This is a genomic window from Paenibacillus sp. 2KB_20 (assembly GCF_052115765.1).
In the GTDB taxonomy this organism is placed as follows: domain Bacteria; phylum Bacillota; class Bacilli; order Paenibacillales; family Paenibacillaceae; genus Paenibacillus_AQ.
Genome location: NZ_JBFRHH010000001.1, coordinates 397,708 through 412,578 on the forward strand (window position 1 = coordinate 397,708; position 14,871 = coordinate 412,578).

Annotated in this window: 12 protein-coding genes; all 12 read right to left on the reverse strand. The window is 49.9% G+C overall.

From position 1 onward, the window contains the following. Positions 1–162: 162 nt before the first annotated feature. The gene (locus tag AB4124_RS01865; protein WP_339291490.1) at positions 163–1,110 is read right to left on the reverse strand and encodes an ArsR/SmtB family transcription factor; all 948 of its coding nucleotides are present in this window, start codon (positions 1,108–1,110) and stop codon (positions 163–165) included. A gap of 242 nt (positions 1,111–1,352) precedes the next feature. Further along, complete coding sequence (locus tag AB4124_RS01870) at positions 1,353–2,750, reverse strand: family 43 glycosylhydrolase (RefSeq protein ID WP_441970821.1); 1,398 nt, start codon at positions 2,748–2,750, stop codon at positions 1,353–1,355. Between the two features lie 89 nt (positions 2,751–2,839). Further along, entirely contained in the window at positions 2,840–4,582 is a 1,743-nt protein-coding gene (locus AB4124_RS01875) for a glycoside hydrolase family 2 protein (RefSeq protein ID WP_441970823.1), read from the reverse strand. A gap of 66 nt (positions 4,583–4,648) precedes the next feature. Further along, positions 4,649–5,653, reverse strand: coding sequence for an aldose 1-epimerase (locus tag AB4124_RS01880; RefSeq protein WP_441970825.1), 1,005 nt, complete (start codon positions 5,651–5,653; stop codon positions 4,649–4,651). Between the two features lie 11 nt (positions 5,654–5,664). After that, entirely contained in the window at positions 5,665–7,443 is a 1,779-nt protein-coding gene (locus tag AB4124_RS01885; RefSeq protein WP_441970827.1) for a glycoside hydrolase family 2 protein, read from the reverse strand. 51 nt (positions 7,444–7,494) lie between these two features. Beyond that, on the reverse strand, positions 7,495–8,430 hold the full coding sequence (locus tag AB4124_RS01890) for a carbohydrate ABC transporter permease (protein WP_076324223.1): 936 nt from the start codon (positions 8,428–8,430) through the stop codon (positions 7,495–7,497). A 15-nt stretch (positions 8,431–8,445) separates the two neighbouring features. Next, entirely contained in the window at positions 8,446–9,417 is a 972-nt protein-coding gene (locus AB4124_RS01895; RefSeq protein WP_076324224.1) for an ABC transporter permease, read from the reverse strand. 29 nt (positions 9,418–9,446) lie between these two features. Continuing rightward, entirely contained in the window at positions 9,447–11,186 is a 1,740-nt protein-coding gene (locus AB4124_RS01900) for an extracellular solute-binding protein (RefSeq protein WP_441970830.1), read from the reverse strand. 567 nt (positions 11,187–11,753) lie between these two features. Continuing rightward, positions 11,754–12,737: a glycoside hydrolase family 43 protein gene (locus AB4124_RS01905; protein ID WP_339267111.1), complete on the reverse strand. Its 984-nt coding sequence runs from the start codon at positions 12,735–12,737 to the stop codon at positions 11,754–11,756. Between the two features lie 305 nt (positions 12,738–13,042). Further along, on the reverse strand, positions 13,043–13,693 hold the full coding sequence (locus AB4124_RS01910; protein WP_441971622.1) for a formylglycine-generating enzyme family protein: 651 nt from the start codon (positions 13,691–13,693) through the stop codon (positions 13,043–13,045). Between the two features lie 60 nt (positions 13,694–13,753). Continuing rightward, positions 13,754–14,122 (reverse strand): DUF4180 domain-containing protein, encoded by a 369-nt coding sequence (locus AB4124_RS01915; RefSeq protein ID WP_339267113.1) that lies wholly within the window; start codon positions 14,120–14,122, stop codon positions 13,754–13,756. Continuing rightward, a complete protein-coding gene (locus AB4124_RS01920; protein ID WP_430203202.1) occupies positions 14,103–14,783 on the reverse strand; it encodes a TetR/AcrR family transcriptional regulator in 681 nt (226 codons plus the stop codon). Before AB4124_RS01920 ends, AB4124_RS01915 begins: the two co-directional genes overlap by 20 nt. Positions 14,784–14,871 lie beyond the last annotated feature (88 nt).

Sequence of the window (14,871 nt, forward strand, 5' to 3'; positions counted from 1 at the left end):
ACTATTCTGAGGGTAAACAAAAAAAGTGACAGCACAGAAATACCTTCTGCACTGCCACTTTTTCCTTTATACAAACGGGAAACCTCTCCGCCCACATGCTGCCGCTGCACTTGCCTTTTCTTCGTCTTCTGTTAAGCCTTCGGCCACTTACGAATAGCATGATTAAAGGTCTTCCCCATCCTGATCCATCGTATATTTTACCTGCATGATAATATTCTGTTCGTGATCCCCAAATTGGCGTCCGAACAGATTCAGCCCCCCTTGATTGACGGCATCGGGCTTGATGCCGATACGCAACCGCAATTTGGGACTCTCGGAAAGATTCAGTTCATCCAATGTAACGCCCGACACTTTCTCCATGTCCAGCGTTGTCTTCTCATGATCAACCCGCCATGTCTTGAGAAACCCGTACTGCGTTGCCCAATCGTACCACCAATTCGGGTTCAGCTTGCCGCGCCGATCCCCGAAATCGCCGGGGCTTGTCCACATGCCGATCTCCACGCCATTGACCCACACCGAAATATTCGAAGGCCAGTTTTGGTCATAATTCGGGGCCTCCGAACACATCTCCATGGACAGTTCAAGTGATTCGATTCGTACACCGGCCGGAATATCCATCGGCATCAAATATTCCAAATATCCCTTGCGCAGCCAAATGATCTGGGCATTGACATGCTTGGGATGGTAAAAGCTCGCCGGCTCGTCTTCCTTTATGATATACCCGTCGGCATTCGCCATTCCGCATGTCGGCGATACTTCGCAATCGCTGTAATGGCCAATCGGCATCTCTACTTCATAGACATGCGTGATTCCCTTAGGTACTGAATTTTTTAAATTCAATGCAAAATGAACATCGTCATAATTACGGCTGCACACCTTCATTGCTCCTCGCGAAGCCGGAAGCAATTCCGTATTAATTAACTCGGCCGCTTCCAACACTTTGATATTGCTCGCAACCGTAGAAACGGGAAGTTTGAGTTTCTCGGCGATTTCAATGACATTCAAGTTCTTGGAGTTCAAGAGCCTCAGAATATCCACCCTAGAGCGCGTTGACAAGGCATGAGCTACCGTGACCAGTCTTTCCGGGTCGTTAAAACCAAGTTCCAGCACAAATCCGCTCTCCTTTAAACATATTCATTACAATAATTTTACTTCTTAATGAAATGAAAAACAATCACACTGGAAAGGCTTACACCATCCATTTTCCTGCCTCTTGCCATAGGGCATCGTATAGTCGGACGTAGAAAACCATGACTTTCATAGCCAGAAATGGCCTCCGGGAGAACCGGAAGCCATCCATGATCAAGCTAACAACACTTTATTTATCGACCCGCTATGCCATCCGCTGTATCCTAGTTGGGCGGCTTGATGTCGAAAAAGTCGATTTCTCCGTATCCCTCGCCTTTTGAAAAACGTATCGTATTCACGCCAGCCTTCAACTGAACCCGCGCCGTGGACAGCCCCCAGTTCTCCCATCCTTTATTCGTGATGTGGAACTTGCTTGCGGTACCGGCATTTACGCTGAGCATGAGATGGGACCAATTCCCCCCGGCTGTTCCATTCGCCGTTCGGGCGAGCAGAATGTATTCGCCTGCGGACGCGGCATGTACCTTGAATTCCACATAGCTCTCCCGTGTATCGATATGCCCGGCCTTCATGCCTCCCGAGCCGTTAGGGCTCTGAGATGCATAGGCGATACCTCCAAATGTCCCTTCCTCACCTTCATAACGGATATGTGCTGCTTCGCCGGAAGGCAAGGTTATCGGAGCATTCGGATTCACCGGGACGCCGAGATTGGGCGTGTGGTCGGCATGCCACGTGAATTTCTGCATTCGAACCTCGCGGTTCCAACCGGCATTATTGTATTTGGCGACATGATAGAGCATCCAGTCCTCCGTACCGTCGGGCGACTTGGTGAACGAATGATGACCCGGTCCGTACAGACCGTGACCGGACTTGAATATAGGCTGGCTGCGTTTGCTCCATGATGCCGGATTCAGCAGATCGCTGGTTGTGCTGGCCGTGATGAGGCCCAGGCAATAGTCGTTGGTCCAGCTTCCGCTTGCCGAGTATACCAGATTGATGAGACCGTTTCGCACAATCACCTGAGGCCCTTCGTTTACATGCGGGGAATGGTTCGTTTCCCAGCTGTGGGTAGGCCTTGCGATTTCAACGCGATTCGAATCGATCGTCCAGGGATTGCTCATGCGGGCGATATACAAATTCTGCCGGACGTTGGTGTCGCCTTCCCAGCCGGACCATATAAAATACAGCTGACCGCCTGTTTGCAGCACCGTGCCGTCAATCGCCCATTTATTCGTCGGGTCCGTAATTTGGCCCTTATACTGCCAGGTTCCCTGCATCGGATCCGCCGACGTGTTCTCCATGACATACATGCGGTGATTGACGTTATCCCCATCATCCTTGGCATAGTAGATGTACCAGGCGCCATTGATGTAATGCAATTCGGGAGCCCAGATGCTGCAGCAGCCCGTTTCGACGACGGTCGTCGGAGCTGCATCGATCGTGGTAAGCTGTGCGGACTTCCATATGGTCACATTTCCGCCGGTCGTTTTCGTAAAGTAATAGAAGCCGTCGGTGTGTTTATATACCCATGGATCCGCCCCCTCCTGCATGACCACGTTGTAGAAGTTATTTTGAAGCGTAGCCGCATGTGTCGCCTGACCCATAGGAAGAATAAGGAATGCGCATATCGTGAGCAATAATTTATTCCGGTAATTCACCTTCATCCTTCGTCACGTTCCTTTCGGATAATATGCAATCATACACCACGCAGAAATGTAACACCGCCTACTTCGATAACGGTCATGATACCGGCTCAATCTTCAATCGCGGCCTTGCGGGAATTGATGCGGCGAATCACTTCGGGATCGAATTTTGGACGTCTGTCATAGGTATACAATCCGTTCACTTCCTGCTCCACGTCGTACAGCTGGGTATAACAAAATCCGAACATTTTCGGATGATCCAGCAGCACATTCGTTAAGCCCGCATAGCGCGTTAGGAACGCTTCTTCGGAGGTCGGCCTGTCGCCGTAACCCCAGGACTTCTCGTCTTTTTGGTCCGGATTCCACCATATGCCGCCATATTCGCTGATGAAATAAGGCTGGCCTTCATACTGCTGCCGATTCGGGAAGCTATTGTACACCTCTCCGCCGTTCTTCATCGGCTCATATCGTTCCTTGAATGTCTCCGGGTTCTGGTCGTAATCATGGATATCGAAAATATCCGTCACGACATGGAAGTTACCGCTCGTATCAATGACGGGACGCGTCGGATCCATCTTTTTCGATACTTCGTACACAATGCGCAGCACTTCGTTATTTTGCTTGGCGCCGTCACGGTCCCATGTCTCGTTAAAAGGACACCAGCCGATGAGAGCAGGATGATTGAAATCGCGTTCCATGCCTTCGAGCCATTCCGGGAGAAAATGTGACAGCCCCTCCGTTGTGGTAATGTCCAATCCCCAATTTGCATGTTCTCCCCACACCAGATACCCTAAACGGTCCGCCCAGTATAGAAAGCGCGGTTCAAACATCTTCTCGTGAAGCCTTGCGCCGTTAAAGCCGAGTCCCATCGAAATTTCGATGTCTTTGCGGAGATCCTCATCGCTTGGGGCGGTGTAGACCCCATCCGGATAGAAGCCCTGATCCAGCACAAGGCGCTGAAACACGGATTTGCCGTTGATGCGGAAGGCCATGCCGCCCAGCATGACGGTTCTAAGCCCGAAATAGGATTGGACGGTGTCGCTCACCTGATCCCGTCCTTGCAGGGTTAATTTCAGATCGTACAGCCTGGCCTGACCCACCTCCCACAAGTGAACCTCCGCCAATGGAATGGTAAGTTTGACGGACGGCCCGGATACGACCGCACTGGCGTTCCCTACAGGTTTTCCCTCATACAGAGCGGAGGCGCTCAGTTTATGTCCCACAGCATTTCCGCTGATCTTTACTTCCAGGTGCGCGCAGGCATTATCGGGATCACCCACTATTTTCATGTCGGACAAATAGGCCTCCGGCACTCGCTCCAGCCATACCGTCTGCCAAATCCCCGTCGTACGGGTGTAATCACAGCCATGCGAGTGAAACCGCCCGCTTTGTTTCCCGCGCGGCTGGCGTCCGGAACGGACGTCGTCTTCCGCACAGACGGTAATCACGTTCTTGCCCGGTATCACATGCGACGTAATATCAAAGCTAAAAGGCGTATATCCTCCGCGATGCATTCCTACGGATACACCGTTTACCCATACTTCCGTCTCGTAATCCACAGCTCCGAAGTGAAGCAGGATGCTGCCTTTCCATTCTTCAGGCACGGTAAAATCGCGTTTGTACCATACAGCTGCCATGAAATCCTTATATTCAACGCCGGACAGCTTACTTTCGGGGCAGAAGGGAACGGTGATCGTTCCGGATAGATCATGTCCCGGCTCATGGAATCCGCGCTCCTTCCCGCTTTTCCCATGATCGATTTCGAATTGCCAAGCACCGTTCAGATTAATCCATTCAGGTCTTACCCATTGCGGGCGGGGGTACTCCGGACGCGGCAGTGTTAATTCTGTCATGTTTAACTCCTTCTTTTAGGTTTAATTTGTCGGTATTTATCTGTTACCCGGCTGTCACCTATGGCTTTAGCCTCGGCTTTCCTTCACGTACAGCCTGCTGGTCTCTTCCCAGATTTCATTTGGCTCAAGACTGAAACACCCAATTTCTTCGACTTCCATGTCCATATTGGGCGCATTGACCAGATTGATCTGCGGCTCAGGGCAAAAGAAACCCTCGGTCGCTTCGTTGTTCCAGATCATCCATTGTTTATAGGAGGTGCCTACGTCATAAACCAGCGTCAATTTCTCCGCCCGATCGGTAAGCTCCATCCGGTTTCTTCCATTTTGAGCTACAGCGGTATAATGATTGTCCATACTTTCGAAGAAGGGGTACACGCCTGCTCCTTGCATGACCTGCTCGTTAGCGGACAACTCCTGATAGGATCCGGTGGGCAGCATTCGCCCATCCAGCTCCCACCGCTTCCCGACGGTCAGCTTTAAGCGGTAATCCTGGGCGTCGCCTCCATTGGTAAATGGCGCGTTGATGGACGTATGGAACGCCAGCAAACACGGCATGGCTTCTTGGCCTGTATTGGTAATCGTTACCCGCTGGGACAGCCCCTGCCGGCTTAAGCCATACCGAAGCTGAATATGGAACCGGAACGGGAAGCTTTGGAATACCGGATGCTGTTCATCCACGTGGACAGACACGGTCACATAAGCTTCCTGCCCGGAATGCCCGTATTCATCGACCTCCCATGGAATGTTGTACAGAAATCCATGCAGATGATGACCGGTTGCCTCTTCATTGACCGGCAGCTGATGGACTTTGCCGTTCCACCGGAACTGGCCGTCTTTATAGCGGTTCGGGGGAAACAATACCGGAATGCCATGAATCATCGGCCTTGCTTTGAATCCCGGCATTTCCTCCGACGTCGGCTCATGCAGAAACCGATAGCCCTTATCGAGGTCCCTGAACGATATCAAATTCCCGCCGATATCCGGAAGCATGATGGCCTCATAACCCCCGGCTCTCAAATAAACTGCTCGCTCGTTATGATATACGCCTTCGTAGGCATTCGTCCCTTCCATTTCTCCTCCTCCTATTTACCCGTCATGATGTTGCGAATGGTTTCAAGCGGCGCCTTCGGCTTACGGTCATACGTCAGCAAACCGTTGATTTCCTGCTCAACATCCGTCAGCTGCGTATAGCAATATCCCTGGATCACCGGGGATGAAAACATCGGATCCACTACGGCCTTGAGCCGGATCAGGAAGTCCTCCTCGTTCTCGGCGCCGGAATACCCCCAGCCCTCCCAATCGCTCTTCTTAAAGGCTATCCCGCCAAACTCCGATACCAGAATGGGTTGGCCTTCGTAAGAAGCACCGCCGACGAATATTCTCCGGTTAGCCGGCATGGCTTCCACCGCGGAAGCGGTTGTTGCATACCGCTCCTCCAGCACTTCCTGGCGGCTCTCGTAGTCATGAATAGTAACCAGGTCGGTGGTCATATGCTCCCACCCGTCGTTGTAAACAACCGGCCTGCTATCGTCCAATGACTTCGTTAAATGATACATGGCAAGCCCATGCTGCTGCTGACGCTTATCCATCTGAACATTGGGAACGCCCCAGCTCTCATTGAGCGGAACCCAGGTGACGATGCAAGGATGGTTATAGTCCCGCTCGATGATCTCCTGCCATTCCGCCGTGAAGCGGCGAACATAGGACTCGGAATATTCATACGCGTTAGCCGCCTCGCTCCATAACAGCAAGCCGAGCTGGTCGCACCAGTACAAGAACCTTGGGTCCTCCGTCTTCTGGTGCTTTCTCACGCCGTTGAATCCCATTTCCTTCGCCAGCTCCACATCGCGCTTCAAAGCCTCGTCTGAAGGAGCCGTCAGAATTCCATCAGGGAAATACCCCTGATCCAGCACCAGCCTTTGGAAATACGGGCGGTTATTCAGGCACAGCTTGCCGTTCTCGATCGATACCTTCCGCATCCCGAAATAACTGGATACTTGATCGACAACGTTCCCATCTTGAACAAGGCGAAACTCGATGGTATACAAGTTCGGAAACTCGGGGCTCCAGAGGCGTCCCAGGCCATGATCCGTAAAATCGCTCAGCCCTATAGTCCGGAGCTGTTCCGCATTTCGGATCGTATACTGATCCTCGGCAACCAATTCATCCTTATACGATATGGTGATCTGCAGCTTAAGATCCTCTGTAGATTTATAGCCGTCAAGGAATGTCCGGATGCGAATTTCGTTCCGGTCAATGTCAGGCGTCATCATCGCTTTGCTCAGATGTACCGGGGATACCGGCTCTATCCACACACTCTGCCAGATGCCGGTCGTACGGGTATAGAAAATGCTTGCCGAATGCTCAAGCCAATATTGTTTGCCCCTCGGCAGAGTGACGTCGCGGCTGAAATCCTCCGCCCGCAGCACGACCGTGTTGCTTCCTTCCGTGAGCGCGGCCGTAATGTCCGCTTGAAACGGCGTATGCCCTCCTTCATGCATGGCCACCAAATGCCCGTTCACCCACACTTTGGCCATATAATCCACGGCACCGAAATGAAGCACGATCCGTTTCCCGTTCCAGTTCTGCGGGATTTCAAACGTTCTGCGGTACCATACCACATCATGAAAAGAAGGATCTTCAATGCCGCTCAGCCTGCTTTGGAACGTAAAGGGGACGTTGATCTTCCGTGTAAAGGAAGCCATCGCTTCCGCCAGATACCACCCTTCATCCTCGCCGATGGTTTCATCATCAAAACGGAAATCCCATTCGCCATTGAGGGTTAACCACTCTTTGCGCTGAAACTGGGGTCTCGGATATTCGTTGCGAACCGTTTGTGTCTTGCTAACTTCTGTCAACATGATGCAACTCACTCCTAATTATTCAATCTCTCTATCTGCTCGTTTGAACGTCTAGCCTTTGATCGAACCCACATAAACGCCTTTCACAAAATACTTTTGCAGGAAAGGATACACCAGCAATATAGGCACGGTCGAAACTACTATTGCGCAATATTTAACCAACTCCCGGAAAGCCGTCGAGCTCTGAGCACTGTTAATGACAACCCCGCCCGCGCTGCCGATCGTGGTGGCCGTCGAATCATTAGCGACCAGGATTTCCTTCATGAGCAGCTGTAACGGGAACAATTCCCTATCCTTCAGCAGGACCATCGCGTTAAACCAGGAGTTCCAATTCCCGACCAGATAATACAGGAAGATAACGGCCAGCGTGGCTTTCGACAGTGGCAGGATGACCGTGATCAGAATATTGGCCTGGCTCGCGCCGTCAATCAATGCCGCTTCTTCCAGCTCTCTCGGAATCGATTGGAATCCGGTTCTTAAAATGATGATGTTCCAAGTGCTTAAAGCGGTCGGCAGAATCATCGCCCACAGATTGTTGTACAAGCCGATGTCCTTCATTAACAGGAACCAGGGAATCAGCCCTCCACCAAAAAACATGGTGATCGTAATTAAAATCATGATAAAATTTTTGAAATACAAGTCCCGCCTGGAGAGCACGTATGCGCCTAATATCGTCATGACCATATTGACCAAGGTGCCCAGTCCAACATAAATGATCGTATTCATGTACCCCTTCAGCAGGCTGTTGTCTTTAAACACCAGCTTGTAACCGTCGAGTGTGAACCCCAGCGGCTTTAACAATACCCCTTTATGGGCCATCAAGGCACTGGGATCGCTGACGGAAGCAAAGAAGATATGCAATATGGGATAAAAACAAACCAACGTTAATGCGGTTAACAGCGTATAGTTCGTGAAGTCGAATACGCGGTCCCCTATGCTTTTATGCTTCCTTCTTCGTTTCACTTTGAGTTGCTTGATATCCTCCATAGCCTTCCCTCTCTCTTACCATAAGCTGGATTCAGATCTGCGCTTCACGATGGTATTTGTCATCCATAACAGCCCGAAGTTCACGATGGAGCTTATTAATCCGACGGCTGTGGAATAACTTAGGCTCGCTTCCCTCAAGCCCCTTCGGTAAACATAGGAGGCGATGACATCCGCCGTATCATAGATCAAAGGATTATAGAGCAGGATAATTTTCTCGTAACCGGAGGCCATCAATCCGCCGATCGCAAAGATAAACAGGATGATGATGACCGGACTGATCTGAGGCAGCGTAATGTACCACATTTTTTTCACCCTGCCGACCCCGTCGATATCGGCCGCTTCATATAATGATGGATCGATGGAGCTCATCGCAGCCAGATAAATGATGCTGTCCCATCCGATGCTCTGCCAGATTCCGGAAAAGGTATAAATCGGCCGGAACAAATTGGAATACCCGAGAAGGGATGAGTAGTCTTTTCCCGTTATGAACGAAAGCAGCTGCGTAACGACACCTTCATTGGCCGTAAAGATGTGAATGATCCCGCACACAACCACCAGTGAAATAAAATGCGGCATATACGTAATGGTTTGAACGGTCCGCTTAAACTTGGAAGAACGAACTTCGTTCAGCAGCAATGCCAAGATGATCGGTGCCGTAAATCCAAACACGATGCCCCACACATTCAGCAGGAGCGTATTCTTGACGACTCTCCAAAAATAGGGTCCGGAGAAAAAATCGATAAAATGCTTGAAGCCCACCCAATCGCTATCCGCGAAGCCCAGCAAAGGCTTGAAATCCTTGAATGCGATCATAACGCCCCACATCGGCCCGTAGCAGAAGATAATGAACCACGCCACGACGGGAAGGGCCATCAGATAGACGAACCAATTCTTTTTCAGGTCCTTTTGAATCAACCGCTTGGCATTCTTGGGCTCCGAGGGCGTCCGAACATGGTCTATTTCCCTGTTTTTCCGTAATATCTCCATGAATCAACCACCTGTTCTTATTATGAAAACTATCGTTGGTTATACCGATCCAAGGCTGCTTGATGGAGACTTATGAATTCGTCCAGCCCCATGCTCTGCGCTTCCTTCAAAAATTTATCGTAAGCATCGACCGGCAATTCGCCCATAATGATCTTCGCAAAATATTCTCCGCGCAGCGTCGATAACTGGTTTCCAAGCTCGGCTTCGCGCGAGGCTTCGTCTTTCGTAAACGTGATTGGCGGCATCGCCATGCTGGTATCCATGTTTTCCGTCCAATTCTTTCGGATATCTCCGGAATAACTTCCTTTCGCCGAGATCAACGGGTTGGCATGATGCTCGTCGCGGATATTCGGCCAACTGTGCCAGCGGTATTTCCAAAGTGTGACGTCTACCGGCTGACCGTCCGGATCATTGTAGATGTAGCTGTTTTCAGGATAATAAGGCATTCCTTGTTCATCCACCAAATGCACCGTGCCGTACTCGCCAAAGTTAATGAGCTCCCAGCCTTTTTTGCTGAAGTTGAAATCCAGCCATGCCATTGCAGCTTCGACATTTTTGCTCTGGGTGGTGATGGCCGCACTGGTTCCGGTTCTTTTGAAGTTTTTATAGGTGGTCGAGGATTTGTCTCCTTTGTTAAGTACAGGATTCAGCGCCCCCACGAAATCAATATCGTTCTGCACTTTCCAATAGCTCCACATCGTATCCGGTGAGTCCATCATCACGGCCGTATCATCGGATATCGCGCTAGCCATCCGTTGATTGAAATCAGCGGTTGCCCAATCCCGATTCAGCAAACCTTCCTTGTTCCACTGCTGCATGGTCGCGAGATATTCCTTGGCTTTCGGCTGCGCAGGACCCCATGCGACCTTGCCGTTCTCATCCAGGAAGGTCCAGTCCCAGACGCCATATGCACCATTAATGATGCCGGTAAAAATTTGACCGTACGTCGATCCGTAATTCAGTGGAGCTTTATATCCGACTTCCTTAGACTTCTTCAGAAACTCATACCATTCGTCTATTGTTGTCGGGACTGGAAGTCCCGTCTTATCCAGCGCTTCCTGCTTGATCAGCGTTCCGAACCAGATCCATTCGGAATACGGGGCGATGCCGTAGAAACCCAGCAGCCTGCCATCGTCGGTCACGGTCGTTTTTCTTCTCGTTTCGTCCGAATTGCGCCACGCTGTATAGTTGGGAGCATGCTCTTCCATCAGGTCGGTCAGATCGAGGTAAGCGCCGTCATTCACCCCCGCTTCAAAGCCTCCCGGATAACGACCCGGGTCAATGATGATGTCCGGCAGCTCACCGGAGGAGATCATCAAGGTAAAGGCATCGGCTTCCTGCCCGACAGGCGGCGTAATGAAGTTCACCTTAATGCCGGTCAGTTTCTCCACCTGCTTCTGAACCAAGTGATTATTCATATCCGGGATGTTGGAGTTGGCAGGCATCCATACATCAAGCACCACATCGCCTTTGACGGGATAAGCGGAATAATCGCTAGGAATGACTTCTTCGAAAACGTCGCCAAGGTATGTATCATTCAACGTGCTGTTTACCTCGTCAATTTGTTCCTGTGTTGGTGCTTTGTTGCCGCGTATGTCCCCGCTAATATCTTCAAAGGTCACCTCATTCTTCTCTTTGGAGACGCCCTCCTCCTGGGTTACGGTATTATCGGGCTCATTCTTTGCTTTACCGCTGCAAGCGGTCACCATCGAAATGATCAATATGGATATGAATAACAGAGTGGAAAAACGCTTCATCGTTCTGTTCATGCTTAACCTCCCATGATATGAATAATTGACGAGCACCCCCAGCATTAGCGCCGAGAGGATCTATATTCCGTAGTTTTTAAGGGGCGCCAGTTTAAAGCCTTGCTATCCACCATTCTTCAATCGTCGGAGTGTCTAATCACCATTCCAATGGATCCCCTTTCACATGTAAGTTGACGGTATTACCAACCTCTACGCGTCCATTTAATACAATTATCCTGTATCTTTAACCGAAGTATAAGCATATCTATTTATCTTGTCAACGCTTTCATACATAATTTTCGTAACTAAAATGAGTCGTTTTTTCAAATACATGCTTTTAATTTAGGATATCGGAAACGATAAACAAACTCATATCCCTTTATATAAAGGGGTTCCCGTTTGAAAAAACACGATTTTTCGTTATGGATTTGCAATTCCTTCACGTTTCACTCTTATCCGTAATAAACCCCCATTCATTACACAAAATCCGTAATGAATGGGGGTTTATATAAAATCCTATGAATGTTCACTTCATCAGTGCGGCATTTGCCACTCCTTTGCCGTCATCATCGTTCTTCTCGGCAGTACCTACTCGTTTATGTTATGAATCCGCATACATGATTCTCCGGACGGTATCGGTATGGCCTCCGAATCACTGGCAGGGACACCGAAGTCCGGGGTTCCATCCGGCTTCCAGTCGAACTTCTGGATGCGGGTCGATCGCAAGGCCGTATCTGCTCCAGGCGCTGGAAGCGCATGGTAGACGATCCAGTCCTCCTTGCCATCCGGTGATTGCGTGAAGCTGTTATGGCCGGTGGCATACACCCCGTTTCCCACGCTTTTGCAAAATACAGGCTCCATGGATTTAGTCCAGGAAAGCGGGTCCATCGGATCTGCGGTTTCATCCATCGTGAGCATTCCCAGCGCATAATCCTCAGACCAGGTGGTGCTGGCCGAGTATACTAGAAAGATGCGGCCGTTTCGCTGAAGGATGACGGGACCTTCGTTAATGGCCATTCCGCCTTGTTTTTCCCAGGATAGGGTCGGGGCCGTGAGCAATACATGGTCCCCCGTCAAGGTCCAAGGGTTCGACATTCTCATGATGTATATGGCAGAACCGTAGTCCGGGAAATGTCCGTACCCGGCATACAGGAAATAAAGCTGATTCCCTAAGGTCATGACTGTACCGTCCAGTCCGGGTACAGGGGTTGGCAGCGCGCCCTTCCACTCCCATTCGCCTTCCATCGGATCAGGCTCCACGTTCTCCAGCACGCATATTTGGCGTGACTCGTCGCCTCCTCCATCATTTGCCGTAAAATAAATGTACCATTTGTTATCCAAATGATGAATTTCCGGCGCCCACAGGTTATAACTATAGCGTCCGCCGGCTTCCGGAGTCCAGATCGTTTTCTTCCGGCCCTCCGCAAGGCCTGTCAATGTCGCGGATTGCGTCAACTCCAGACGATCGCGTCTCGTCGACATAAAATAGTAATGGCCGTCCGTATGCTTCCATACCCAAGGATCGGCTGCTTGCTCCACAATCGGATTATTGAATGTTGGTCCATGTGGCATCTTCTTATCCCCTTCATCCTTCAATTTCTGTAACCTGAGTAACCACTGCGGCGATACCAATGATGACTCCCACTAGCTCCTCCACACCTCCCGCAAAAAAGTTAAACTCATCTTACTGATGTCTTCCAGCGTTGTCTATAAGCAAAAACAAGAGGTATTTTATGTTATATTATCTAACATATAAGGGGTGGATGTATTGGTTCATGAGGAAAGGAACCCGCTCCGCTTGGGATCGGTGCCAATCGGGAGTCCGTCCAGAACGCTATTGTCGAACGCAAAAAAAGCTAATCCATTAAGGATCAGCTTTACTGTAAAATGGATCTCGCCAGACGAAACCCGAGATCCTCAATCCGAAAGGTCGGGTGGCTACGACGGCGGCATGTCGCCCCGCAGCCCCTGGCCTCTTCCGCCCAGCTTCCGCCGCAGAATACTCTGTATGAGCCGTATATGTCCGGATCGTATATATCCCAACACCATTCCCACACATTTCCGAGCATATCGTAAAGCCCCCAGGCATTCGGATGCTTTTTGCCTACCACATGCAGGGCGCCCCCGGAATTCCCTTCATACCAAGCGATGTCATCAAGCTCTCCGTATCGATAGCCATCACTCCCGGCCCTACACGCATATTGCCATTCCGCTTCCGTCGGTAGGCGGTACCCATCCGTCTCCCAGTTGCACACCACACGCTCACCATCTTCCGTGGCCGAATAACACTCGTCTAGACCTGAGTGACGAGATAGCATATTACAGAAGTATATCGCATCATTCCATGATACATCGACGACCGGAGCCTGCATGACATCAGTGAATCCTGCCGACTGCGACATAAGCGAGAAATATAACGCCTTTGTAACAGGAGTCGGTGCAAGCTGAAAAGCATTTACTTCAACCGCCCACGAAGATTTGATTCGGTCGTCCCTTAATTGAATTTCGCCTGCTGGAATGTCTACCATCGGATATTCTTTTGGATTAAACCCTGGTACTGACAACCGTCTTCCTCCCGCTTTCGTCTCTTAGTTCAACCTGCTTAACCGTTCAATTCCTTGTTGTTCACTCGGCAAGAAAAAGAAATCGTTTCCCTTATTGCATTCATATATGAAGTCTTGCAAGCTTTGGCTCGGATAAATAGAAAAATCTCCGATAATCGCAACCTTAACATGATAATTGATATACTTCTGGAGGATTTCGCCTGCAAGGCGCGTCTTCAAATCGAAGAAGGCTTCGCTGAATATCGACTGATTCATCACCATACGATGGCTGCCCGTTTCATATTGCACGGTTGCCATAAGATCCAATGCGGATTGGACATCCTTTATCAATATTTCATTGCTGCTTACGACCGCTATGGTTCCTCTATCTGTTTCAACCTTCTCGATATCCATAGTTCCCTCCTGTTTGGGTAAGTCTTCTTACATAATCCTCACATATGTACCGGTTATCGCCGCCGTTGGCCGGTGGAACGTTTGCTACTCTAAAGAAGCTCAGACCTATAACCATCGCCATCAACCCATAGGCAGCGCTATGGGAATCCTCAACGGACATCTGTCCCGTCCGATTACCGTAATCCATGATCTTGGTGATGCCTTGGAGATCAGCCTCGTAACTCTTCGATACCACTTCCTGCAAATTGTGATCCAGCATGGCTTTTGAGAAAAACTGCACAAAGAGCTTGCCTTGATCTGCATGCGGGATATACATCTTCTCGACCCCATCCAGCTGTGACACATTAATCGTTTGACCCTTGTCATCGGTGAGCGGGGGAAGCATAAACTTCAGGGCAAGATCCATCATTTCCCCCGATGTCATGGTATGTTCAATGCCTGATTCGATCTTCAGTCCATAGTACGCCAAGAACGACTTGAAAGCTTCGATCGTCAATTGATCCTTATTCTTATAATAATAAGTAACAACTCCCTTGGAGCAGTTCGCATGATCAGCAACCTTATCCAGGGTCATGCCGTCAATCCCATACATGCTGATGCAGGTTAACGTGGCATTAATGACGTCTGCCCTGCGTTTTTGTTCCATCCCTAATTTGGGCATGATTTCTTCACCTGTATCTTTGATTTTTATTTATACTGAACAGTCGGAATAAAAAAAGTGTACACAATGATGGCACATATTGTAAATG

Excerpts from the sequence above, each read along its gene's own strand:
- AB4124_RS01910 (WP_441971622.1), bottom strand. The coding sequence starts at position 13,693 with ATGGTAGACATTCCAGCAGGCGAAATTCAATTAAGGGACGACCGAATC.
- AB4124_RS01900 (WP_441970830.1), bottom strand. The coding sequence starts at position 11,186 with ATGAACAGAACGATGAAGCGTTTTTCCACTCTGTTATTCATATCCATA.
- AB4124_RS01890 (WP_076324223.1), bottom strand. The coding sequence starts at position 8,430 with ATGGAGGATATCAAGCAACTCAAAGTGAAACGAAGAAGGAAGCATAAA.
- AB4124_RS01875 (WP_441970823.1), bottom strand. The coding sequence starts at position 4,582 with ATGACAGAATTAACACTGCCGCGTCCGGAGTACCCCCGCCCGCAATGG.
- AB4124_RS01895 (WP_076324224.1), bottom strand. The coding sequence starts at position 9,417 with ATGGAGATATTACGGAAAAACAGGGAAATAGACCATGTTCGGACGCCC.
- AB4124_RS01915 (WP_339267113.1), bottom strand. The coding sequence starts at position 14,122 with ATGGATATCGAGAAGGTTGAAACAGATAGAGGAACCATAGCGGTCGTA.
- AB4124_RS01880 (WP_441970825.1), bottom strand. The coding sequence starts at position 5,653 with ATGGAAGGGACGAATGCCTACGAAGGCGTATATCATAACGAGCGAGCA.
- AB4124_RS01905 (WP_339267111.1), bottom strand. The coding sequence starts at position 12,737 with ATGCCACATGGACCAACATTCAATAATCCGATTGTGGAGCAAGCAGCC.
- AB4124_RS01920 (WP_430203202.1), bottom strand. The coding sequence starts at position 14,783 with ATGCCCAAATTAGGGATGGAACAAAAACGCAGGGCAGACGTCATTAAT.
- AB4124_RS01885 (WP_441970827.1), bottom strand. The coding sequence starts at position 7,443 with ATGTTGACAGAAGTTAGCAAGACACAAACGGTTCGCAACGAATATCCG.
- AB4124_RS01870 (WP_441970821.1), bottom strand. The coding sequence starts at position 2,750 with ATGAAGGTGAATTACCGGAATAAATTATTGCTCACGATATGCGCATTC.